We start from the raw sequence: 22,232 nt of genomic DNA on the forward strand, positions 1-22,232 counted from the left end.
TCGTCGAGTAGATCGCCGATGACGATCTGGGCATTACCAGGGCACCCGCATAGGCCGCCCGGATCCCACGGGCACCGCGGCGGACCAGCGAAAATTTGCCTGCCACGCGCCGCTCACGCCCACACTTCCTTTCCGTCGTCCGCGGAGCCGACCCCGACCGAATCGGGTCGCTGATCGAGCCGGAACACACAGCGGGTGCGAGTGTAGATCGTGGGCATGCACTCGTTGCAATGAACGCAAGCCGACCGCGTCGCAGCGTCGGATTGGATGCGGCGCAACAGGTTCGGCTCACGCAGCAACGCCCGTCCCATGGCTACGAAGTCGAATCCCTCCGCCATGGCCAGACGCATTGTGTCGAGTTCGGTGATTCCACCCAATAGGACCAGCGGTATCGACAGCTCGCGACGAAAATGGCGCGCCCGCTCCAGCAAGTACGCTTCCCGATACGGATACTCCTTCAAAAAGGCGCGGCCGACGAGCCGGAAGCCCCAACGCGCCGGAACCGGAAGAACTTTCGTGAACTCACGCCGGGGTGCGTCACCGTGGAACAACAGCATCGGGTTGAGCAGTGAACTGCCCGCGGTCAACTCGAGGGCGTCGAGTGCGCCGTCGGCCTCCAGGAACGCGGCGACCTGCAGCGACTCTGGAACGGCCAGGCCACCCGGAACACCGTCCTCCATATTCAGCTTCGCCATGACTGCGAGCCGGTCCCCGACGGCTTCTCGTACAGCGCAGGCGATTTCGCGCGCCAGCCTGGCTCGATTGGCTATCGAGCCACCGTACTGGTCCTTGCGCCGGTTCAACCGTGGGCTGAGGAATGAACTCACCAGGTAGTTGTGCCCGAAGTGGATTTCCACTGCGTCGAAACCGGCCTCGATCGCCAGCCGTGCGGCGTGGACATGAGCTGTGACGATCTCGCGGATCTCAGCCACATCGGGAACCTTCATCGGGCGCATGCCGAGCGGGCTGAACATCCGGCTCGGCGCCATGGCGGAAGCGCGGTTGGACGCCGCGTTGGCCACCGGGCCGGCGTGTCCGATCTGCGCACTCGCCGCGGCGCCCTCGGCGTGCACGACATCGGTCAATCGCCGAAGTCCGGGTACCGCTTCCGGTCGCATCCAGATCTGGTGGCGGTCGGTGCGCCCGCCCGGGGCGACGGCACAATATGCGACCGTCGTCATGCCCACGCCGCCTGCGGCCGTCTCCCGATGAAACTCGATCAGCTCATCGGTGACCACTGCGTCCGGTGTGCGGCCCTCGAACGTCGCGGCCTTGATCACCCTGTTGCGCAAGGTGATCGGCCCGAGTGCGGCTGGTGCGAAAACCTCGTTCATCTGCTGCCTCCCACCGGTACGGTCAGTCCCGCCACGACAAAGTCGCGGAGGGTGCTCACCGCTTGCGGCGACATGTCGCGTTCATCTATTCCTGCCCTGCCGAACCGCATGATGATCAGATCGAATGCGAGCATCCAGCGGCGGCGGCTCTCCTGTTCGCTCAGTTCGGGCAGCAGGCCGACCCAGGAGTCCATCCGGAACCACGGTTGGTGCCAGGACGTGGTGTGCCGCCCGAGCACATACTGAGCCAGCAAGCGCAGATGCACTCGGCCCATCGGGTCACCGGACAGCTGGACAAACGGCTCGATCACGGCCTCGACCACCGCCGAAACCGAGCCGTGCCGGGCGGTCACAGCGGCCAGCCGGGCTGCCCACAACGGACCCAGCCGGTCCTCCAGCAAGGCTGCCACCAGCGCCTCCTTCGACCCGAAGTGGTAATGCACCGCAGCGGGGTTCGCCTCCGCCTCAGCGCAGATCCCCCGCACCGACACGTCGTCGTAGCGCTCGGTCGACAACAGTCGTTCGGCGGCGGCAAGCAGACGTTCGCGCGTAGCCACCGACACCTTCGCGGTCATACCGATAGTCAAGCATGATTAAAGCAACGTTTCAATCGTTGATTGAATTCTAGACCCGAGTGCAATGCGGCACCGGGCTCCTCCCAAACAGGTTCGACCCCATATGTCCGCCTCTGCCGCGTTCAAGTGCGGACCCAGGACAAACGCGCTGGATTCAGGGAGCCGGTGCAGGTGATCTCCGACTCTGCCAGCCGGTCGGTCGCAGGTCCGGCCCGTGGAAGGCCACGCGTGCCGCGCGACGACCATGGCTATCCGCACAACCAGCCTCGAGTTACGTTTTTGTGCTGGCAAATTCTGTTGCGAGGCAGGAACTGCGGAATGGTGTGGCGTGGTGTGCGTCAACGGCCGACACTGTCCTGGCACGTGCTCGTCCGGTATGTGTGTGACCTGTTCATCGCCCCTGGAGACAGCATGACCAAGTCTTCCGCCCAGTTGCCCACCGGCAGATTCATTTATACCAAAGAGGGCTGACGCTCTTTCCGCGAGGTGGTCGTTCGACCAAAGGGTCGACCTGTCAGGCAGATCCGGCGCCGACGCTTTCTCCAGGTCGCGAACCGATGATCGGCGAAAATTGGAGTGCATCGTGGCAGATCTATTGCCGTTCTTGATCGCGGGAATTGTATCCGGTTCGGTATATGGACTGGCCGCAGTGGGTTTGGTGCTTACCTACAAGACGTCGGGAGTGTTCAACTTCGCCCACGGCGCGATGGCCACGGTTTCGGCGTACGCGTTTTACACGTTCCACGTCATCGATGGTGTTGCATGGCAGCTCGCCGTGGCGATTTGCGTTCTCGGCATCGGTCCGGCCATGGGCCTGGCACTGGAGTTGGTGGCCCGTGTCGTCGACCGGGCGACTTTGGAACTACGGATCGCCGCGACCGTCGGCATTCTGCTGGTCGTCGAGGCGGGGGCGAGTCTGTACTTCGGTCAGACGACGACACGCATCGTCCCGCCGTTCCTGCCGCAGGGCGGATTCGCCGCCTTCGGCGTGCGGGTGCAGTGGTCGGATGTTGCCACGTTCCTTGTCGCGGTACTCGCGACGGCCGCGTTGTCGACCGCGTTGCGGTTCACCCGACGCGGCGTCGCGATGCGTGCGGTGGTCGAGAATGCGGCGTTGCTGGATCTGGCCGGAACCAGCCCGGTGAGCACGCGACGATGGGCCTGGTGTGTCGGCACTGGCTTGGCGTCACTGTCCGGGGTGCTGTTCGCGCCGTTGATTCCGCTCGATCCCGTGCAGTTGACGTTACTGGTCGTTCAGGCGTTCGGAGCGGCAGCCATCGGTCGATTCACCAGCCTGCCATGGAGTTTCGGCGGTGGACTGCTCATCGGGATTCTCGCCGCACTGGCCACCCACTACTTCAACACAGGGCTTGCCGCGGGAGTTCCTGCCGCATTGCCGTTCTTGGCGTTGTTTCTCGTCTTGCTGGTCATGCCGCGTCGCTACCTGATGGACCGGGACCGGTCGGTCCAGCGTATCCGATCCGGCTGGACTGCTCCGCCCGCACTGCAATCCATGGGCGGAGCCGTGGTGTTGGTGATGCTCACGCTGGTGCCGTCGTTCGCGGGCATCCACTTGACGGACTGGACCGTGGCGCTGGCGATGACACTCGTCTTTCTGTCGCTCGGGCTGTTGGTTCGCACGTCTGGTCAAGTCTCGCTGTGTCACATGGCCTTCACCGCGATCGGCGTTTGCGCGTTCTCACATTTCGCTGTCGATTGGCGGTTGCCGTGGCCGCTCGCACTCATCGGATGTGGACTGGTGGTGGTGCCGATCGGTGCGATGCTGTCGATCCCGGCCATTCGTCTCAGCGGCCTCTATCTGGCGTTGGCGACCTTCGGATTCGGCGTCGTACTCCAGGTGATGTTCTACAGCCAGGACTACATGTTCGGCACCAGCGGGCTGGGCCTGAAAATGCCGCGGCCCAGCGTATTCGGACTCGATTCCGACCCCGCCTTCTACCGTCTCGTGCTGGCGCTGGCCACGATGGCCACCCTGATGGTGGTGGCGTTGGACAAGAGCAGGCTCGGGCGATTGCTCCGCGGCCTGGCGGAATCGCCGACCGCGCTGCGGACGCACGGCGTCACGATCGACATCACGCGCGTTCTCGTCTTCTGCGTCTCGGCATTTCTCGCTGCGCTCGGCGGTGCACTCGCCGGAATGGCCCAGACGACCGCAGCGGCCGACAACTACCAGCCGCTGATGTCGATCACCTATTTCGCGGTCATCGTGATCATGGTGGGCCGCGAGCCGTGGTATTCGCTACTGGCCGCGGCGGCGCTCATCCTGGTGCCGTCCTATATCACGACCGCCGACATGGCGCTGCGGCTCCAGGTCCTTTTCGGCATCCTGGCGGTGCTGCGTGCCGCAACCGCTAGCCGCCTCGAAGTCCCCGCCCCGATCCGATCCTGGCTCGACCGCACGTTTCGCCGCAACCACACATCGGCGGTGTTTGCGGCGGAGCCGCCCACCAGGTTGTCCCCAACGGTACTGGAGGTCCGCGACCTATCGGTTCGCTTCGGCGGCGTCGTGGCGGTCGAAAACTTCTCGTTCGAAGCGCCGACCGGGCGGATCACCGGGCTTATCGGTCCTAACGGGGCCGGAAAAACCACCACGTTCGATGCCTGCACCGGTTTGGTCAAGGCCCACACAGGCGTGGTGCGACTGCGGGACCGGGTGATCAGCCGGGCATCGACTCCACGCCGGGCGCGACTGGGCCTCGGACGAACCTTCCAGAAGACGGAGCTGTTCGATTCTCTTACCGTCGCCGAAAACGTCGCTTTTGGAGTGGAAGGCCCGCTCGCCGGGGCGAACCCGCTCGCCCACCTCATCGCGACGCACGGACAATCCCGGCGGGTGCGGACCGCGACGGCCTCCGCTATGGCGTTGTGTGGCATCGAAGCCATCGCGCACACCCGCGTCGGCACGCTCTCCACCGGGCAGCGCAGACTGGTCGAACTCGCTCGTTGTCTTGCCGGGCCGTATCGGATCCTTTTACTCGACGAGCCCAGCTCGGGCCTCGATCATTCGGAGACCGCACGTTTCGGTCAGATCCTGCGGCATGTCGTCGCCGAACGCGGCGTTGGAGTCGTCCTGGTCGAGCATGACATGTCGCTGGTGCTCGATGTCTGCGAGGAGATCATCGTCCTCGACTTCGGCCGCCGGATATTCCGGGGCACGCCTGCGCAGGTCAGGGCTTCGGAGACGGTGCAGCACGCCTACCTCGGCGAGCCGGTCACCGAAGAGTACCGGCTGCAGGAGCCCATAGCATGAGCAGCACCGACTTCGCGCTCGAATTGCGCTCGATTACCGCGGGATACGGTTCCACCATCGTGCTCCACGACGTCGACCTCACGGTTCCACCTCGATCGGTCGTCGCCCTACTCGGGCCGAACGGTGCCGGGAAAACAACGCTGCTGCGAGTAGCCTCCGGACTGCTGCGTGCGCGATCGGGCACGGTGGCGATCAGCGGCGCCGATCTGACCCGAGCCCGCCCCGCGCGCCGCGCGCGCGCCGGCCTGTGCTTGATCCCCGAGGACCGAGGGGTGTTCACGGACCTGACGGTCCGGGAGAACCTCCGTCTGCTGACGCCACCGTGGCGACGCCACCGCGGCGTCGACGACGTGCTCGATATCTTCCCTGCGCTGCGGACCAGGCTCACCCAACGCGCAGGTTCCCTGTCCGGTGGGCAGCAGCAGATGTTGGCACTGGGGCGTGCCTGGCTGGCCGATCCGGCGGTCGTCCTGCTCGACGAGGTTTCCATGGGCCTGGCACCGCTGGTCGTGGACGAGATCTTCGCCGCGCTAAATGAATTGCGTGCCGCCGGCGCGGCGATTCTGCTGGTCGAGCAGTACGTCGACCACGCCATGACCATGGCCGATCACGTCGTGTTGCTCAGCCGCGGCACGGTCACGTTTGCCGGGCCCGCCGCGGATATCGACCGAGATGCCGTGCTGGAGAACTATCTCGGCATCGATAGCGGACACACAGACTTGCCGGCGTCGCCGGCGGGACACCCACCCGGAACCGTTGCCGGGCCGTGGGCGTAGCGATTCGAAGTTCGGCAACCGCATAGGAGTGGAGCTAATGAAGAAGACAAGGTTTCTGTGGTGGGTCGCGCCGATGCTGGCGGCAGCGCTCGCGCTCACGTCGTGTTCCGCCGACTCGGCGAACAGCGGGTCCGAATCCATTGGCCCGGTGAAGGTTTCCGATGGCGGGCTCACGGGCGATCCGATCCTCATCGGATCGATCTGCAGTTGTACCGGCCCTGCCGCCGGATCGGTGGGGCGCGCCACCGATGTGCTGCAGGCGTGGGCGTCGTCGGTCAACGATCGTGGCGGAATCAACGGCCACCCTGTCAAGGTCGTCTCCTACGACGACGGGCAGAATCCGACTACAGCGCTGGCCGTCGCGAAGAAGCTGGTCGAACAGGACAAGGTGGTCGCAATCGTCGGCCAGACCAGCCTGGTTACTTCGAGTTGGCAAGCCTACGTCGACAGCAAGGGCATTCCCGTCATCGGCGGGCAGCCCGTCGATGCCCCGTTCATCACCGATCCGAACTTCTTCGCCTCCGGCACCACGCTGCCGGTGCTGATGCTGGGCGAGGTGGCCCAGGCCAAGCGAGTGGGCGCGAAGGCCCTCGGCGTCTACTACTGTGCCGAGATCCCGGTTTGCGAGCAACTTCCGAAAATGCTCGAGCCGATGGCCAAACAGGCCGGCCTGGGATTCGCCGCGGAGAAGGTCGCGATAGCCGCGCCGAACTACATCGCCCCCTGCTTGGCATTCAAGGAAAAGGGGGTCGACGCCGTGCTCCCCGCCGTATCGGTCGAGGCGATTTCGCGGATCGCGGCATCGTGTGCCCAACAGGGGTACAAACCGATACAGGCCCCCACCGGCGTGAGTCTCCAAAAGGCGTGGGCCACGGACCCGAACTTCGAGGGCAGTATCTTCGCAGGCTCCAACGCGCTGTACACCGACGACTCGATCCCGGCGATCAAGAACTTCAGCGAAGCCCTCGACAAATACGTTCCCGGCCTTCGGGACAGCGCGGACCTCAGTGCTCCGCTGCTGTGGCCGTGGGCAGGCGGCCAGCTGTTCCTGGCGGCAGCAAAAGCGGCCAACCTCACCCCGTCCTCGACGAGCGCGGACGTGATCAAAGGCCTGCACGCACTGCGAGATGAGACCCTCGACGGCCTCGCGCCACCGCTGACCTTCCCGGAGGGCAAACCCGCGTTCCCACTGTGCTACTTCACCGGAAACACCAAGGGCGGCACGTACCACTCCGACAACGGCGGCAAGCCGACGTGCATCGATCAGGACACCGCCGCCGCGTTGATGAAGGCGCTCACACCGGCGTGACAGCTCGAGCCCGACCAGGCGCCGGCTGGTCGGGCTCGAGCGCCGGCCTGACTATCCGAACCCGACCAGGGCGGTTGGTCAGGCCGGCCCCGAACCGGCGATGAGGACAGCCACCGTGAGCGGCGGCGTCTCGCTGTCCGGCGGGCATCCGTTGGATGTGCAGCGCATAGCCGATTCGGCCGGAAACATTCGGGACGCCAAGGGCTAGCAACTCGCCCTTCGTCTCGGGGGTCGAGTGATCTCGAGGGTTCGGGTTGTCTCTCGACGCGAACTCGCCCGATCCAGTTGTGCCGGGACTATCGCGTTGTGGGTCAGATCGGTAGCACGCCCCGGCGTAGGAGCTGTCGTAGTGGGTGCGGTACGGCCAGCACTCGGAGAGCGAGCCGAGAACTCGAGAACTCGCCGCAGATCGTGCCTGACCGATCTTGCGCTACATTCTCGCTCGAGTCCCATGGAGAGCTTCAGGGCCGATCCACACGGGCGGCAGCTTGTTGTTTCGGCCCGCGCGGTCCTTGGCACCGCCGGCACCGCAACTCGCCGCAGACTCCAGACAAACCCCCAAACAGAACAGTCCCCGGTAGTCTCCATCGAATCCATGAGCCTCAGTCGTCGCTGACAACTCCGGTATTCGATTGGCTTGCCGGGGGCCTAGCCAGATCCTGGGAAAGTTCATCATTGCCGACAGACGTCTCCGCCGACAATGTGGCGCTCTCCCGGTGTTCCGGTGTAATGACTAGTTTCCTCCAGATTTGTCTCTAGTCAATACCTGCACACCCCTTCTTCAGCAAAATGATCTCGGCGTGTATCCTGATGAACCGGATCATGCAATACAGTGGGGTTGCCGCCACCGCCTAGTTCACCGTTTGCCAGATCGTTGGGCCACCACCCGTTGGAGTCCCCATGGCGCTCGTTCACACTCCCGCCTCGACGAGTGCAGGCGTTCGCTCGACACTCGCCGCCGTGGGCATCGTTGTGCTCGCATTGCTTGTTCTCTCTCTCATCGGGCTCGACCAGGCGCTGTATCACGCACCGGGATATACCTGCACGAGCTGACGGACGACGGCAGACACCTCCGCAGGGTGTCCCGTCGACAGTTCACCTCGGTCGACCGCCCGCAGCCGCGCATATGCGATCACCCTGCCGGGTACATCGGATCCGTCACTACGGAGACCTCATGAGTTCACCGAACCGATTCGACGAAGTTCAAAGCCAGGTCGCGGATATCGCTCCAGTGTTCCGCAGACCGCTGGACTCGCCATACGAGATCTCGAACGAGTTGTTTGCCGCTCTCCGCCATGTCCTGCACGACGTCGGCGGACAGCCAGACCTACCGATCGAGTACCAGGAAAAGGACGAAGAACCCTGGGAGATGAACACGTACGTCACATGCGAGTGTCTCGGCTGGCGCGGCGTGTGGAATTCCGAGGAACGCCGACGAGCCGAGAACGACCTCGGCGCGACGCTGTACTTCGGTCTGCCTTACTACGCGCGTTGGGCGACCGTCGCCGCGAAGGTGCTGATCAACAAGGGTCTGATCACCCCAGACGAACTGTCGGCGAAGTTGGACGAGGTACGGGCGCGAATGGAGGCACGGGTATGACCAGGAAGTACGAGATCGGCGATCGCGTCCGGGTTCGAAGCGCGACGTCGATGTTCCACACCCGCACCCAGGCCTACACCCGAGGGCGTACGGGTGTCGTCGTCGAACATCGGCCCGAATGGGTGATTCCGGAGGACGAGGCGTGGGGACGCGACGACGGCCGCTTCGAACCGTTCTACGTCGTGCGGTTCCGCCAGAAAGACCTGTGGCCTAAATACACCGGTTTCGACGTCGACACGCTGGAGACGGAGGTCTCCGAGCGTTGGCTCGAGCCCGCAGAGGAGGATTCCGAGTGAGTCAGACCCACGATCACGGGGCGCATGCACCGATCCAGACGAGCGGAGAGATCAGCGAGTTCGAAATCTTGGAGACGGCGATTCGCGAACTCGCCATAGAAAAGGGTCTCTTCTCGCGGGAAGACCACAGACGGTTCGCCGAATGGGCCGAATCGGTCGGGCCGCACGGTGGATCGAAACTGGTCGCGAAGGCGTGGACGGATCCCGACTTCAAGGCGCGCCTGCTCGCCGACGGGACCGAGACGTGTAAGGAGGTCGGCATCGACTGGCGTGACCCCACGGGATCCGGAACGCCGAGCGACTACACCTACTTCTACGTGTTGGAAAATACGCCCAAAGTGCACAACGTAATCGTGTGCACGTTGTGCTCGTGTTATCCCCGGCCGGTTCTCGGTATGTCTCCGGACTGGTACCGCACCCCCAATTACCGTCGACGCCTCGTACGTTGGCCCCGTGAGGTGTTGGCCGAATTCGGGCTGCACTTTCCGCCCGACGTCGAGATCCGGGTGCACGACTCGAACCAGAAGTCTCGGTTCATGGTGATGCCGATGCGGCCCGAGGGCACCGAGGGGTGGACCGAGGAACAACTGGCGGCCATCGTCACCCGGGACACGATGATCGGCGTGGCACTGCCGCAGGTCGACTGGACTGCGCAGGCGCCGCCGGACCAGGTCGAGTCCGCCACGGGGAAGGGTGGGCGACAGTGAGAAGCGGTCCGTACGAAATCCTCCTACACACATTGGAGCCCGGGTCGCGGCGGGAGAGCACACTTCCCGAACTCGACCGCAAGCCCGACCCATGGGAGTCGAGCATGCAGGCCACGTGCGAATGCCTGTCCTGGCGAGGCACATGGGACAACCTGGAACGCCGCCATACCGAGGATGCGCTCGGTGAGACGATCTACCACGACTTTCCTGTGCGGACCCGATCGGTCGTCGTGACGGCCCACGCGCTGATGGATCGCGGATTGATCACGCCCGAAGAGTTGCGCGCGAAAATGGCATTGGTCCGGGCGCGGTTCAACCGGGAGTAGTACCCCCGTCGGCCACCTTGTGCCCGGTCCGCGAAGAACAGCGCGTACGTCATCGAGGGTCGCACCGGCGCGCAAGGCCCGCTCGATGTGAATCCGGAACGTGTCACGCAGTGTCTGGTAATGCACGTCGATACTCATCGTCGTGAATGCGCGCTCGCGCACCGTCAGCGAGCCCGGCCCGGACGGCAGGCGCATCCGGGACTGCATGTCGAAGTATCGGTGAAGCGCGGATCCAGTTTTGTCAGGATCGTACGGACCTGGTCGGGCAGGGGGCTGGGTGGTGCGTCCGGCCCGATGAACAGCAACTCGTCCGGCAACGCCTCGGCATCCGGCCGCGACACGCCGAGCGCCGCCTCGATCTCCGCGATCCGCTCGAACGCGGAGATCGCGGTGTGGTAGCCACTGTCGTAGGAAATCAGACGCAGTAGAGCGCGGATATCCGCCGTGGACATTCCCCGCTCGATGCCGGCGCGGATGTCTTGCTCGAAGGGCAACCCGAGGCACTGTTGGCAGACGTCCGCGGTCACCCGCAGGAAGACCTTCTCCCTCTCGGTCAATTCAGGAATTGCGTTCGCTTGCTCTGCGGTGGCGATGCCCATCTGGGCGAACACGGGATCCAGCGCGGCGAGATGGAGGCCGGTGGCAGCTGCGGGGATGTTGCTCGTGATGCAACGCTGTCACGAGGAGTTGGTTCGGCTCGGCGACAAAGCCGACGCCGCCGAATCGGACCCGGGTGCCGGCCTTCGCGCACGCATTCTGGCACAGGCGCGCTGGGCTGAGAACCACCCCGGGCTCTACAAAGTGTTGCATGAGAACACCGTCCACCGCCGACTCGGAAAGCCGTTCAAAGAAGTAATGGTCCAGCGCACGATCGAGTCCGTACAGCGGTGCATGGACGCCGGTGTCGCTCCGGCCGACGATGCGACTACCGTCGCGATCGACCTTCGCACCGCTGTCAACGGGATGCTCTCGCAGCGCATCAACGAGCCAGATCTACCGTGGCCCCCAGCCGTCGAACAGCTCGACCGCTTCCTCACCAAACTCGTTGGCATCGATCACCCCGCCACACGTGGATAGGTCGATCCAGCCGTCCGGTCACGCCGAGCGGGCCCACACCGCGATATGATATGGAAACCATATAACTTGTGCGAAAGTGACGGTGTGTGACTCCAACAGCAGGTCGGGCCGCGGCGCAGCATCGACGGCAGCTGACAGTTGCCGTCAAGGAGGCGTTGCGCGACTTGAACATTCAGCTGGCGCTGCTCAATCGAAGGTTCGGCGGCCGGGTCGAGCTCAGGGATGTCGACTGGACCTGCCTCGACCTCATCAATCGACACGGACCGTTGACGCCGACCGCGCTGACACGGCGTACCGGGGTGCATCCGGCGACGCTGACGGGAATCCTCGACCGACTCCAGAAGGCTGGTTGGATCGCGCGCGAGCGCGATCCCGAATCGGACCGCCGCGCAGTCACACTGCGGGCGGTGCGCGAACGCAATTCGGAGCTGTTTCAGGTGCTGTCCGGCATGAACACCAGGATGGACGAGTTGTGCGAACGCTACTCCGAGGCCGAACTCGAGGTGATCGCCGACTTCCTGCGCCGGAGCGGTGCCGCCGGGCACGAGTCGGCCGAAGAGCTGGCCGAAGACTGAACCCGGATCGGTCGGTAGGCGGACCGTCCCCATATCGCTTGTCACACTCCCCCTCGGTGCATCGTCTACTGGATGACAATCGGAAACGAAGGAGGCAACGATGCGGATCGCGGTAGTCGGAGCGAGCGGACGGATCGGCCGCGAGGTGGTCGATGTGCTGAAAAATCAGGGCCACGACGTCGTGGGGATCGCTCGGTCGGCGGGTGTGGACGCCTACACCGGCGAGGGCTTGGCGCAGGCGCTGGCCGAGGTGGAGGTGGTGGTGGACGCGGTCAATGCGACAACGACGGAAACCGCGGCGGTGACGAACTTCTTCCGCACCATTGCCCAGAACGTGCAACGGGAGGCGGCCGCCGCGGGCACGCAGCGAATCGTGCTGTTATCGATCATCGGCATCGATTCGTTCACCGCGGGGCATTACGCTGGCAAACTGGCGCAGGAGAAGGCCTATCGACAAGGCCCGGTGCCGGTGCGGATCCTGCGCGCCGCCCAGTTTCACGAGTTCGCGGAGATGATGCTCGACTGGACCACCCGCGGCGATACGGCCTCCGTTCCGGAGTATCGGACTCAGCTCGTCGCCGGCAGTACCGTCGCTGCGCACCTGGCAGAGTCGGCCGTCGAGGAGAGCGGCGCCGAGCTGGTCGAGATCGCCGGCCCGCTGGAGCTGAACCTTGCCGCAGCGGTGGCGAAACTCGCTGCGCGACGCGGTAATCCGGCGCGGGTGCGTGAGATCCTCGACACCGACGACCCGAACCGCGAGCTGCAGGCGAACGGCGCCCTGCTGCCGGGACCGGCGGCGATCCTTGCCGGGCCGACGTTCGACGAATGGCTGGACCAGCACTACCCGACGCAGCAGTAACTCAGCAGATCCTGCGCCCGCCCAGGACGGCCGGTGGAGTACGGTCGCGTGCCGCCGAGTCCACGTGGAGGACTGCGTTGAAGAGGCATCCAGTGCGAACCCAACGTGCGGGCGTGGGAATCGGAGCATGCCGGCTCGACTGGACGCGAGTGGTGATCGGGATCGTGCTGGCGGCTCGCTATGGTTCGAGTTGGCCGAGGCAGGAAAGTCTTCGGTGCGGCAGAGCTGTGTGCGCGAACTTCATCGGCGTGATAATCGGCTGAATATCACGCTCGCGCAGGCGAAGCCGACAATCGTGAGCGCGAAGCACCAGGATACCGCGAGCGCGGCGTTGTCTTCTCCGGTGCCGGTGGAGTTGAGCAGTCCCCGTACCGTTTCCACGACGGGCGTTGCCGGTTGATATTCGGCGAAACCGCGCAGCCAGCCCGGCATGGTGGTGGTCTGCACAAACGCGCTGCTGATGTACGGGATGAACATGATCGCGTAGGTGAGTCCCCCGGCCGCCTCCGGGTTCTTGGCGAGCAATCCCAGCCCGACCGCGATCCAGGAGATCGCCACGACGAACAGCGCGATCACAGCCAATGCCGACAGCCAGGCGGCCGGGCCGGCATGGGGTCGGTATCCCAGAACAAGCGCCGCGGCGACCGCGATGCCGATGGCCGCCAGATTGCGGACGACACCTTCGACGACATGCCCGGCCAGAACAGCCTGCCGGAACATCGGAAGCGTACGGAACCGGTCGATGCTGCCCTTCGTCATATCCGTCGACACGCTGGTGGCCGTGATCGATGAGCCGAATCCCGTGCACAGCAGCATTATTCCGGGCACTACGTAATCGAGGTAGGGCCCTCCCACATCGATGGCTCCGCCGAAGACGTAGGTGAACAGCATCATGACCAGGACCGGCATCAGCAGTGAAATGATCAGTGTGTCCCGGCTACGCAGGGTATGTCGAGCACAGCGTTGGAACATGATGACCGTGTCTGTGAAAACATGCGACATCACCGGGCGGCCGCCTCGACGATGTCGGCGGTGCGGGCGGCGGCGTCCTCGGTACTCAGTGTCTTCGCGAATTCCGCTGCGCGGGCCCTACATTCCCGCGTCAGTATCGACGCCAAGCCTTGCTCGAGGCGAGCTGCCGTGAGCTGCGTGAACTTCATGTGTGCACCCACACCGAGGCGCTCGACCTGCCCGCCCCACATGGGCTGCTCGAACGACACCGAGCAGACGAGCGTCGGCAGTCCGGCGCGCAGGCTCTCGAACAAGGTGCCGATCCCACCGTGGTGGACAGCGGCGGCGCACCGCGGAAAGACCATGTCGTACGCGAAAGCACCGACTACCTTCACGTGCGCGCCGACCTTCGCGGCAGCGATGTCCAGATCACTCCAGCCCGCGCTCACCAGCGCACGCACACCCAGCCGCGCGGATACTTCGGAGACTATGGCCAGCACGGCGGCCGCGTCCCGGATCGGCATGCTACCGAAGCCGAAGAACACGGGTGGCTCTTCCTCGCTCACCCAGGACAGAATGCCGGCATGGTCACCGGCAAGATCGCCGATAGCCTCGCGAGCAGCATGATCAAGTGTCAGGAAGCCGGTGAAAGGCCGGCGCTCGTCCCACTGCTGAGGCAGCCCTGGAACGAGGGCGGAGTCGTAAATCTGCACTTCCGGGACGTTCCGGCGGGCCAGCACCGCTGCTGTGCTCGCCCACGACTTCGGCAGCCCCAGTCTCGACCGCAGGTCGTTGAGGTAGCGCATGAACACCACGCGGCGCAGGTTCTCGGCGAGCACCCAGGTCGCTCGGTTGACTGGTGCGGGCGGATTCCAGTGCGGCGGAAGGGCGCCGGGGAACGGATAGGCGCCGTTGTTCCGGCAGGGGAAATAGTGCAGGCTCACCAGGGGAACGCCCATCGCTTCGGCAACAGAACTCGCCCGGTCTTCCGTGACGGTGCTCGCGACGATCAGGTCGGCGTCCGCACACACCTCGATGACTTCGCGGTTCATCCGGCCCGCGTAGCCGGCCATCTGCCGTGCTACCAGCTGCATCAGGCGAAAAGTGTTTCCCGAGGCCAGCGCCTTCTGCCCGGGCTCCGAACTGTAGAGCTGCTGCACGTCGGGACCGCACGCCCGGGCGGCAAGCCCCGTACCGGCGACGAAGCCGACCAGGTTGGGCGGTACGCCGAGCAGGACGTCGTGACCGCGCCGCTGCAGCTCGAGCCCCAGCGCCACGATCGGCTGTACGTCACCACGGGTTCCGGTGAGCGGAATCGCTATTCTCACGGCGCTTCTTTCGGTGTTGTCGTAGTACCTGTCGACACTGTGCCCTACCGGCGCTCGGCCCGCAGACGACAGCATTGTGGGCTCTTCAGCTTGGCCGGGCGTCGGTACAGTGAACAATTGTGCACATAGCGATGTTCATGGATTACCATCCGGCCACCCTCGGCGGAGTCCAGACCGCGGTCGGCTCGCTGTGTCGTGGGCTCGAGCGCGCGGGTCACCGCGTCACACTCTTCGTGGCGCCGCTACCTGGTGCGGACGCCAACCCGATCCCGAACGTGGTGGAACTCGACGCCGTCGCCGCACTCGCTGTCAACGGTTTCGCAATCGTGCTGCCTACCAAGCGCAATGACAGGCTGATCGACACGGAATTCGCCGCACGCGGCCCGATCGACGTCGTACACACGCATACGACCTACGGCGTCGCCATCGCTGGCATGAAAGCAGCACGACGGCATCGGCTTCCACTGGTGCATACCGCGCAGAGCCGTGACGACGCGTTTATCGAACACAACTCGTCTGCTCCGTATCCGGCAGCACTGGCGATGCGCGCACTGCACGGCCGGTTCGTCCCGCACAGCCATCACATGCCGCACGTGCCGGAAAGCCGTGCGGCGCGCCATGCCTGGTGGACGATAGTCGGGCAGGCCATAGCCGCTGACCAGGTTATCGCGCCGACGCGCCATTTCGCCCAGATGATGGTCGCGCACGGACTGACGCGACCGATTCATGTTGTGTCCAACGGCGTCGACGATGAAGTACTCCAAAGCCCCGGCAGCAGTATCGTTTCCCGACCACCGACCGACGGGCCGTTGCGGCTTGTCTGGAGCGGACGGCTTTCCCACGAAAAGCGTCTGCTCGAATCGATCGACGCAGTGCGGCGTACCGACAACTGCACCCTCGACATTTATGGCGACGGCGATGTGCGCGACGATGCTGCCGCCGTAATCGCCGAACATCATCTGAACGATCGAATCCGGTTGCACGGTAGGGTTACACAAGCAGAGTGTATCCACGCTATGTCCCGATGCGACGCTCTGCTGTTTCCTTCCTACGGATTCGACACACAAGGCATGGTGCTGCTCGAGGCAGTGGCGGTGGGGCTTCCGATTGTCTATTGCGATCCCGAACTCGACGAGTCCGTGCCCGCCGGCGGCGGCCTTCGCACCGAGGATCCGTCGGCGGATGGTATCGCCAAGACGATCGCCGAGCTCGCAGACAACCGACCAGCACTCGCCGACATGCGCGAGGTACTGGCCAAGCACGGCGACTCTGTTCTTCAGTCACGGCACACAGGGGCAGTGGTCGAAATCTACCGGAAGGCCGGTGCGGAATCGGCGTTCAGCACGGAACCGGCAATGCCGCAAACCCTTTCGCAGATACCCACTGCGCCGGGTAGGCTGCCGTTGGTGGGCCACAGCCTGCGGGCACTGCGCGGCGCCCCCACATTTGTGACGTCACTTTCCGAGCTCGGTCCGATAGTGCGGATATTTTTCGGGCAGAAGACGGGATACATCCTTACCACCCCGGAGCTGGTTCGCGAGGTCGGCCTAGGCGACGCCGAATTCAATCGTGAAGACCTGCGGGAGGCGATCAAAGATATTGCGGGTGGATCGGTCAACGTCTTACGCGGCGAGGAACATAAGCTGCGTCGCAGGATGATCGCACCCGCGCTGCGCCAGAGCCGACTCGCCGAGTACACGAAGTCGGCGGCCGATATCGCCGGTACATGGTCTGCAGGACTTCCATCGGGTGGGCGCGTGAATCTGATGGACGAGGCTCACGGCTTGGTGCTCGACACGGTTTCGTCGACGCTGTTCACCGCCGGCTTCAGCGCCGGCGCACGACGCGAGATCCGGGATAACGTGCCTTGGCTGCTCAGCCAGGTGATCCTGCGGACCGCGTTACCGCCGCAACTGCGCCGACTCCGTGTCATCGCGAACTGGCGATGGCGCAGGAAAGCGCGGCACCTGCGTGCCGCTATCGGCGATGTAGTGTCCGAATATCGCCGTTGCGGGGAGGATTTCAATGACGTGGTGTCCGCGCTGATCCGCCATACGGATAGCGAGACCGGAGCAACGCTGTCCGACGAGCACATCATCGATGAAGCGATCCTGATGCTGGCCGGCGGTGTCGGTTCCATGGCGTCGCTGGCGGGGTGGCTGTGGCACGAGGTCATGCGCCGCCCCCGAGTTGCCCAGCAGCTTTACGACGAACTCGATGCTGTCGTAGGATCAGGCCCTGTTCACGCCGAACATCTCGGCGCGCTCCCCTACCTTAAACAGGTTGTGGCGGAGACACTTCGATTCTGGGGACCCTGGATCAGCGCAGGCACCGCCGACGGTGACCTCACCATCGGCGGGCTCAATATTCCGGATGGCACAGCGATCATGTTCAGCCCCTATATGGTCCAGCACGACAAACGTTATTTCGCCAATCCGGAAGCGTTCGACCCGGAGCGCTGGTCCCCGGAGCGCGCCGGTGCGAATGAGAAGAAGGCCAGCCTGTCGTTCGGTGTCGGCCGTCGCCGCTGCATGGGTGATCACTTCGCGATGCTCGAGATCACGCTGGCGTCGGCGGCGCTGCTGTCACGCTGGCGGCCCACGCCCGACCCGGATTACGTGGTACGGGCATCGAATCGGGACTTCGTCCTGTCGCCCTCGGCCCTTCCGGTCACCCTGCACCCGCGATAGTGCTGGTTTTCCGGTCCCGTGTACAACGTCATTCGACTTCGCCACACCCGGAACTCGACATTTCCTTTGTCTGGCATTCGCAGTCATATACTTTTCCGGCATTCGTCGTCAAATCAGGTGAGCACTGACAGTCCAGGAGTCATTGAGGTAAGCAGTTCATCCAACGGAAGGATGCGAAATGTCTACCAAAATCACCAAAATTGTCGCTACGACCGCCATGGCCTTGTCCCTCGGTACCGTCGCCGCTCCCGCAGCTTGGGCCAGTACGACTCCCGCCGCCGATCCCGTGTCGACCTCAGCCACTCCTGTCGTCGGATCAGTCGGTTTCTGTGTGACATTCGGCAGTGCCGCCTTCTGCCTGTGAGGCCACCCCTGATAAGCCCGCGCAAGCGAGCCGAATATGGGGGCCCAATCCAATAGGTGTTGTCGACGCCTGCCCACGCTTCCCGATGACGTGGGCAGGCGTCGCACCCAGGTCACGACGCCGGGCGGCGGCGTTATGCTCGAACGCGAGGCGCTCCGCGCTCGGGCAAATGGTTCCATTGATGGCCGCGTTGTAGCTCGTCAGCAGTCGACTGACGATCAACCTTCGCGTTGCATCGTTTGCAGGTCGGACGGTGCGATCGGAGAATCGCCGTCTGCAGTCGCCACGGTGGCCGCGGCGGCATGTTCGGCATCCTCGACAGTGCTTCGTCCGAGGCCGCAGGCCGTCGCGACGCCGTAGGCGGTTCGGCGGGACGCCTGCTCGAACAGCGCGAGGCTTCGGAGGCTGCGTTCGGTGTCGGATGGTGACACGACACCGGCGATCAATCGCCAGTCCTTGTTCAGGCGGTGGAGCGGCCGGTAGAACGCTGGGTCGAGCGGCGCGGGGTGGGCGCCATAGGCGCAGGGAATGTGTGCGGGTGGCAGCGGCACACCGCGTTTGCGCAGTCTTCGTGCGGTGGCGTTCAACAGGTTCACGGCCGGCGCGATGGTCCGCGGGGCGAGTAGTTCTTTGTGCTGGTAGTCGCCGTAACAGAGGTGGAGGACGGTCTGCGCGCCGATGTCGTGGGCCCGCTCGAGGAATCCCGCCAACTGGCGCGCCACCAGACGTCCAGCCGGCACCTGTGCGCCCAGTTGTGTCGCCTTGACCAGTGCCAGCTGGGCGATCGGCGACTCCACCTGCCACGTGAGCGTGTCGCCGTATCGCGCTGTCAGCTCGGCCATTTCAGCGAGCACGGCCTCGACGAACACCGGTAGGTTGCGTAGTGCGGGCGTGACCGCTCCGGCGTGCCGCAGCGCGCGCCCGAGAGGAAGACCGTCGGTGACCGCGGCGCCCGCGAACACGAACAACGCCATGTCCAGCGGGTTCGGCTGACTGATCTGCAATCTCGTACCGGCGAGCTCGGGATGCCGCTTCTGCACCTCACGGAACGCGGTGACAGCTTCGGCGATCCGGCCGACGCGGTCCATCGACACATGGCGGGGCTCGAGTGTACGTCCGGGGCGTACGCCGTAGCTGCGCATGTCGGAGTAGTCAGCGAAATCACCACCGCGCACCACCTCGAACACGTCGAGGTGTTTCTCCCGATCCCGGAGATACTGCACGACCCAGTTCGGGTCGAGATCGCAAGGGAGCCCGGTCAACTGATGTCCACGACTGCGCTGGACGAACCATTCCAGTACGTCGCTGTCACTCGTCATCAACTGCGGAGGCAAACTGCCCACAAAATGTACGAATCTGGTCATCGCCTATCCAAAAGGTAGTGATCACATGCGGATCAGACGCTCGTCCCCCACAACCCCGGGACCACGATCCGACGATTGCAGTACACGGTAAATGAGGGAGAAATCACAGCCTCCCCATTCTCGGGAAGGCGATCCCGCCGAGTCGACCGCTTGACTTCAGGTCGACCTGAACTCGCAAGCTGAGGGAACTGCGAGAAAGGGAAAATCATGACTACGTTCGGAGTGAAGCAGAGTCGGGGCTACGACCAGCGAGCCGCCCGGCTGCTCGGTGGCCTGTACTCGCTGGTCGCCACCGAGGTCGGCGCCGCCGCGAAGCCGGATGCGTCGGTGGGACCGGCCCCGGAAAGCTGTTGGCCCAGCTGCGGTCACGGCGTTCAGACCTGCGGCTGCACGGTGTCGATCTGTCGCCGCACATGATCGATCTCGCCGCGGCCGATCTCACGCGCAGCCCAGTCGAGCTGTCGGTCGGCGACGTCTGCGCACTCCCCTACCCCGACGACAGCTTCGACCTGGTTGTCTCGAGCCTGAGCATGCATGAATGGCCCGACCTCGATCAGGCGGGCGCCGAGCTGGCGCGGGTGCTGCGGCACTGGGAGGATGTCGGCCTGCTTGCGCCGCTGCGAGACAGCGCAGGTCGTCGCAGGTACCGCGACGACGACGCGGAGACTGTGGCGATAATCTTGGCTCGGCAAACAGGTCGGGTTGTCACTCGACGACCTCTCCGTCCTGTTCACCGAGGCGTCAGATCGGACGGCCCGCCGGAATTTGCTGCGTGCGCATCGCGACCAGCTCGCGCGCCGCGTCGCCCAGGCCACCGCGGCACTCGACACCCTCTCGCACGCGCTCGACTGTGACGCCGAGGACTTCCGCAGCTGCCTGCACTTCCAGGCGAAGGTCGCCGACGTGCTCACACTGACCACTACAGCGAACTGATCAAAGCGGCGAGTGTAAATCGTTATCGCGCAGACATTTTCCGCTCGGACGGCGGAGTTTCCCACCATCCCGACCGGTTCCGGGTGATCCGAAGGCCGAGGAGGCGGGCCGGTGCCGTTTTTCGCGGATAGGATCGAATCCGGCCGAAGCGACGATTCGACTCTCGATGAGAGGTGCCAAGTGAGCAGGACAATTCGAATTCCCGCGGCGGAACTCGCCGACCATATCGGCGAGTCCGTCGTGGGGTACGGCGAGCTTGCGCAGGCGGGCGTGGTTCAGCCGGGCGGCGACCTCGTGGTCGCGGTCTTCGGGGTGGAGTCCAACCGGCGGGAGAAGTCGTTCACGCCGAGCCAGCTGGTCGAGCTCGAGCTCGCCGACTAGCGCGGATCCCTCCACCTGCACAGGACAGCCTGGCGGAGCCGAGCGGTGCTCCACCAGGCTGTCGGGCACGCTGTCAGCTGATCAGTGCGTTCATGATCGTTCCGGCACTGGTGGCGATGACACCGCCGAGCATGCCACCCGCTACCATCTTCGCCGAAGCAAGCGGACCGCCGTTCCATTTTTCCCAAGCGAATCTCCCGCCTGCGTACATAATTCCCGTGACGCCCGAGAGAATCACGAACCACGTGAAATATCGGACAAGCAGCAGAATTTTGTCCGAGTTGGGTGGGGCTTCGGGCTCGGGGTTGCTCACCTGAGCCATCAACAATTCTTCGATCGCCGTATTGATCATCGTTGATCTGTCTCCCATGCGTTGCCGCCGGACAAGCTATACGCAATCGCTATGACGATGGAAGTATCGCTACCCCCGCGCAATCCGTCAACCCTCCGACCGGCGGTCGACGTTGTGCGTGCGATCGACTTCGGGGCCGCGAACCGGTGTCAGGTCGCCGAAGACGGGTAGTGCCTGGGTGTGAGCGACGATGTCACAGCACCCGGTGACCTGGATCCGGTGGCCGCACGAGCGGTGATCGAGCAGGCCAAAGGGGCCGTGATGCTGGTCTACGGGCTGGACGCCGAGGAGGCGTTCGCCATCCTTCGGGTGCGCTCCCAGGAAACCAACACCAAGCTGCGGGTCTTGGCCGCCAAAGTAGCCGCCGAACTACCGTCGGTCGGCCTCCCCGCGGTCACCACCGAGCTGCGAAGCAGAGTCACCCACTTGCTGTCGACCGCCCACGAACGACTCCGGTAGGCGCATGGACGAGCCGGCCCTTTCCCAAAATTTCGGCGGACGTGCGGCTGTCCGGCGGGTATCGGCCGATATGCCCGGCCACTACCTGTTCTGCGCGCCAGCGAACACTCGACGCAACGGCAGCCGGCGCGCCGTGCGACTTTGTGTCGAAATTGCCGGGAACCTGAATGGCCGCCCACGCACAAGCGGCCGGTTGCGGCACCCACTCCGACAGCAGCTTCGGGAGGTCCGGCATCCACTGCAGGACTGCGTCGCACACGACGACATCGGATGTCGGCACTCGGCCGCCGGCCCCGCACGTCGCCGTGTGCCGCGTCGATGCCGCGATCCCGATGTCGTCCCCGGCGAGGAGGGTCTGCACTGCGACGGTCATGCCCCCTCCCACCCCTGAGGCTTCGACGCGGCGATCATCTGGAACGGAAAAACGACTAGCCATCACGGTTTCGTAACGGCCGACTGTGGGTATCACATAACTATGACGGATCACCGACCAACCCGGATCGCCGGTGTGGAACCGGGAACCGGCGCGCTCGCTTTGTCCACGTGCCTTGCCTTTTCGATCGGCATCGCGGCGATCACGCAGGCTGTGTTCCCCACCCTCGTGGCCTGCCTCAGTATCATGGCTGGGCTCGCTCTCGTACTGAACATCCTGCCGCGCAAGGCATAACGAGACCGCCTCCGGCGTAGCCTCGCCACCCCTTGCCC

The 22,232-nt window shown here is 64.5% G+C and carries 22 protein-coding genes and 1 pseudogene; 16 read left to right on the forward strand and 7 right to left on the reverse strand.

What is annotated here, in order from left to right:
• Positions 1–113: 113 nt before the first annotated feature.
• Both AB0H00_RS11770 and AB0H00_RS11775 read right to left on the reverse strand, forming a co-directional pair.
• Entirely contained in the window at positions 114–1,334 is a 1,221-nt protein-coding gene (locus AB0H00_RS11770) for an NADH:flavin oxidoreductase (protein WP_357264734.1), read from the reverse strand.
• On the reverse strand, positions 1,331–1,909 hold the full coding sequence (locus AB0H00_RS11775; protein ID WP_357264737.1) for a TetR/AcrR family transcriptional regulator: 579 nt from the start codon (positions 1,907–1,909) through the stop codon (positions 1,331–1,333). Before AB0H00_RS11775 ends, AB0H00_RS11770 begins: the two co-directional genes overlap by 4 nt.
• Before the next feature lie 583 nt (positions 1,910–2,492).
• Between AB0H00_RS11775 and AB0H00_RS11780 the strand changes: the two genes are divergently transcribed.
• The 7 genes from AB0H00_RS11780 to AB0H00_RS11810 all read left to right on the forward strand — a co-directional run bounded on the left by AB0H00_RS11780 (position 2,493) and on the right by AB0H00_RS11810 (position 10,194).
• Positions 2,493–5,180 (forward strand): ATP-binding cassette domain-containing protein, encoded by a 2,688-nt coding sequence (locus AB0H00_RS11780; RefSeq protein WP_357264740.1) that lies wholly within the window; start codon positions 2,493–2,495, stop codon positions 5,178–5,180.
• Positions 5,177–5,956 carry an ABC transporter ATP-binding protein gene (locus AB0H00_RS11785; RefSeq protein WP_357264744.1) on the forward strand — a complete coding sequence of 260 codons (780 nt, stop codon included), beginning with the start codon at positions 5,177–5,179 and terminating at the stop codon, positions 5,954–5,956. The genes AB0H00_RS11780 and AB0H00_RS11785 overlap by 4 nt, the downstream gene beginning before the upstream one ends.
• 37 nt (positions 5,957–5,993) lie before the next feature.
• The gene (locus AB0H00_RS11790; protein WP_357264746.1) at positions 5,994–7,265 is read left to right on the forward strand and encodes an ABC transporter substrate-binding protein; all 1,272 of its coding nucleotides are present in this window, start codon (positions 5,994–5,996) and stop codon (positions 7,263–7,265) included.
• A gap of 1,174 nt (positions 7,266–8,439) precedes the next feature.
• Positions 8,440–8,865 carry a hypothetical protein gene (locus AB0H00_RS11795; RefSeq protein ID WP_357264749.1) on the forward strand — a complete coding sequence of 142 codons (426 nt, stop codon included), beginning with the start codon at positions 8,440–8,442 and terminating at the stop codon, positions 8,863–8,865.
• Complete coding sequence (locus tag AB0H00_RS11800; protein WP_357264752.1) at positions 8,862–9,161, forward strand: SH3-like domain-containing protein; 300 nt, start codon at positions 8,862–8,864, stop codon at positions 9,159–9,161. Before AB0H00_RS11795 ends, AB0H00_RS11800 begins: the two co-directional genes overlap by 4 nt.
• The gene (gene scnC / locus AB0H00_RS11805) at positions 9,158–9,868 is read left to right on the forward strand and encodes a thiocyanate hydrolase subunit gamma (RefSeq protein WP_357264755.1); all 711 of its coding nucleotides are present in this window, start codon (positions 9,158–9,160) and stop codon (positions 9,866–9,868) included. The genes AB0H00_RS11800 and scnC overlap by 4 nt, the downstream gene beginning before the upstream one ends.
• Positions 9,865–10,194: a ScnB gene (locus AB0H00_RS11810; protein WP_357264758.1), complete on the forward strand. Its 330-nt coding sequence runs from the start codon at positions 9,865–9,867 to the stop codon at positions 10,192–10,194. The genes scnC and AB0H00_RS11810 overlap by 4 nt, the downstream gene beginning before the upstream one ends.
• 164 nt (positions 10,195–10,358) lie before the next feature.
• Here the strand turns inward: AB0H00_RS11810 and AB0H00_RS11815 are convergent, their stop codons facing one another.
• Positions 10,359–10,805, reverse strand: coding sequence for a hypothetical protein (locus AB0H00_RS11815; protein WP_357264760.1), 447 nt, complete (start codon positions 10,803–10,805; stop codon positions 10,359–10,361).
• Positions 10,806–10,833: 28 nt separating this feature from the next.
• Here AB0H00_RS11815 and AB0H00_RS11820 point away from each other — a divergent pair, with 28 nt between their 5' ends.
• The 3 genes from AB0H00_RS11820 (at position 10,834) to AB0H00_RS11830 (ending at position 12,705) form a co-directional block, all read left to right on the forward strand.
• The gene (locus AB0H00_RS11820; RefSeq protein WP_357264762.1) at positions 10,834–11,271 is read left to right on the forward strand and encodes a TetR-like C-terminal domain-containing protein; all 438 of its coding nucleotides are present in this window, start codon (positions 10,834–10,836) and stop codon (positions 11,269–11,271) included.
• A gap of 86 nt (positions 11,272–11,357) precedes the next feature.
• Positions 11,358–11,846, forward strand: coding sequence for a MarR family transcriptional regulator (locus AB0H00_RS11825; protein ID WP_357264764.1), 489 nt, complete (start codon positions 11,358–11,360; stop codon positions 11,844–11,846).
• A gap of 100 nt (positions 11,847–11,946) precedes the next feature.
• Complete coding sequence (locus AB0H00_RS11830; RefSeq protein ID WP_357264766.1) at positions 11,947–12,705, forward strand: NAD(P)H-binding protein; 759 nt, start codon at positions 11,947–11,949, stop codon at positions 12,703–12,705.
• A gap of 240 nt (positions 12,706–12,945) precedes the next feature.
• Here the strand turns inward: AB0H00_RS11830 and AB0H00_RS11835 are convergent, their stop codons facing one another.
• Both AB0H00_RS11835 and AB0H00_RS11840 read right to left on the reverse strand, forming a co-directional pair.
• Entirely contained in the window at positions 12,946–13,707 is a 762-nt protein-coding gene (locus AB0H00_RS11835) for an ABC transporter permease (protein WP_357264768.1), read from the reverse strand.
• Positions 13,707–14,984 carry a glycosyltransferase gene (locus AB0H00_RS11840; protein WP_357264770.1) on the reverse strand — a complete coding sequence of 426 codons (1,278 nt, stop codon included), beginning with the start codon at positions 14,982–14,984 and terminating at the stop codon, positions 13,707–13,709. The genes AB0H00_RS11835 and AB0H00_RS11840 overlap by 1 nt, the downstream gene beginning before the upstream one ends.
• 137 nt (positions 14,985–15,121) lie before the next feature.
• On the opposite strand from AB0H00_RS11840, the gene AB0H00_RS11845 reads away from it, so the two are divergent.
• Positions 15,122–17,674 carry a cytochrome P450 gene (locus AB0H00_RS11845; RefSeq protein WP_357264772.1) on the forward strand — a complete coding sequence of 851 codons (2,553 nt, stop codon included), beginning with the start codon at positions 15,122–15,124 and terminating at the stop codon, positions 17,672–17,674.
• A gap of 582 nt (positions 17,675–18,256) precedes the next feature.
• On the opposite strand, the gene AB0H00_RS11850 is transcribed toward AB0H00_RS11845, so the two are convergent.
• On the reverse strand, positions 18,257–19,402 hold the full coding sequence (locus AB0H00_RS11850) for a hypothetical protein (protein ID WP_357264774.1): 1,146 nt from the start codon (positions 19,400–19,402) through the stop codon (positions 18,257–18,259).
• Positions 19,403–19,752: 350 nt separating this feature from the next.
• Here AB0H00_RS11850 and AB0H00_RS11855 point away from each other — a divergent pair.
• From AB0H00_RS11855 to AB0H00_RS11865, 3 genes and pseudogenes are all read left to right on the forward strand, one after another.
• Positions 19,753–20,031: pseudogene (locus AB0H00_RS11855) on the forward strand (class I SAM-dependent methyltransferase); the annotation flags it as partial.
• Positions 20,032–20,104: 73 nt separating this feature from the next.
• Positions 20,105–20,335, forward strand: a complete 231-nt coding sequence (locus tag AB0H00_RS11860) for a hypothetical protein (protein WP_357264776.1) — start codon at positions 20,105–20,107, stop codon at positions 20,333–20,335.
• Positions 20,336–20,515: 180 nt separating this feature from the next.
• On the forward strand, positions 20,516–20,716 hold the full coding sequence (locus AB0H00_RS11865) for a hypothetical protein (protein WP_357264778.1): 201 nt from the start codon (positions 20,516–20,518) through the stop codon (positions 20,714–20,716).
• Positions 20,717–20,789: 73 nt separating this feature from the next.
• On the opposite strand, the gene AB0H00_RS11870 is transcribed toward AB0H00_RS11865, so the two are convergent.
• The gene (locus AB0H00_RS11870) at positions 20,790–21,068 is read right to left on the reverse strand and encodes a hypothetical protein (RefSeq protein ID WP_357264780.1); all 279 of its coding nucleotides are present in this window, start codon (positions 21,066–21,068) and stop codon (positions 20,790–20,792) included.
• 180 nt (positions 21,069–21,248) lie between these two features.
• Between AB0H00_RS11870 and AB0H00_RS11875 the strand changes: the two genes are divergently transcribed.
• Together AB0H00_RS11875 and AB0H00_RS11880 are read left to right on the forward strand one after the other, a co-directional pair.
• The gene (locus AB0H00_RS11875) at positions 21,249–21,527 is read left to right on the forward strand and encodes an ANTAR domain-containing protein (protein WP_357264782.1); all 279 of its coding nucleotides are present in this window, start codon (positions 21,249–21,251) and stop codon (positions 21,525–21,527) included.
• 475 nt (positions 21,528–22,002) lie between these two features.
• Positions 22,003–22,194, forward strand: coding sequence for a hypothetical protein (locus tag AB0H00_RS11880; RefSeq protein ID WP_357264784.1), 192 nt, complete (start codon positions 22,003–22,005; stop codon positions 22,192–22,194).
• Positions 22,195–22,232: the final 38 nt, after the last annotated feature.

The organism is Nocardia sp. NPDC023852 (assembly GCF_040639505.1).
In the GTDB taxonomy this organism is placed as follows: Bacteria; Actinomycetota; Actinomycetes; order Mycobacteriales; family Mycobacteriaceae; genus Nocardia.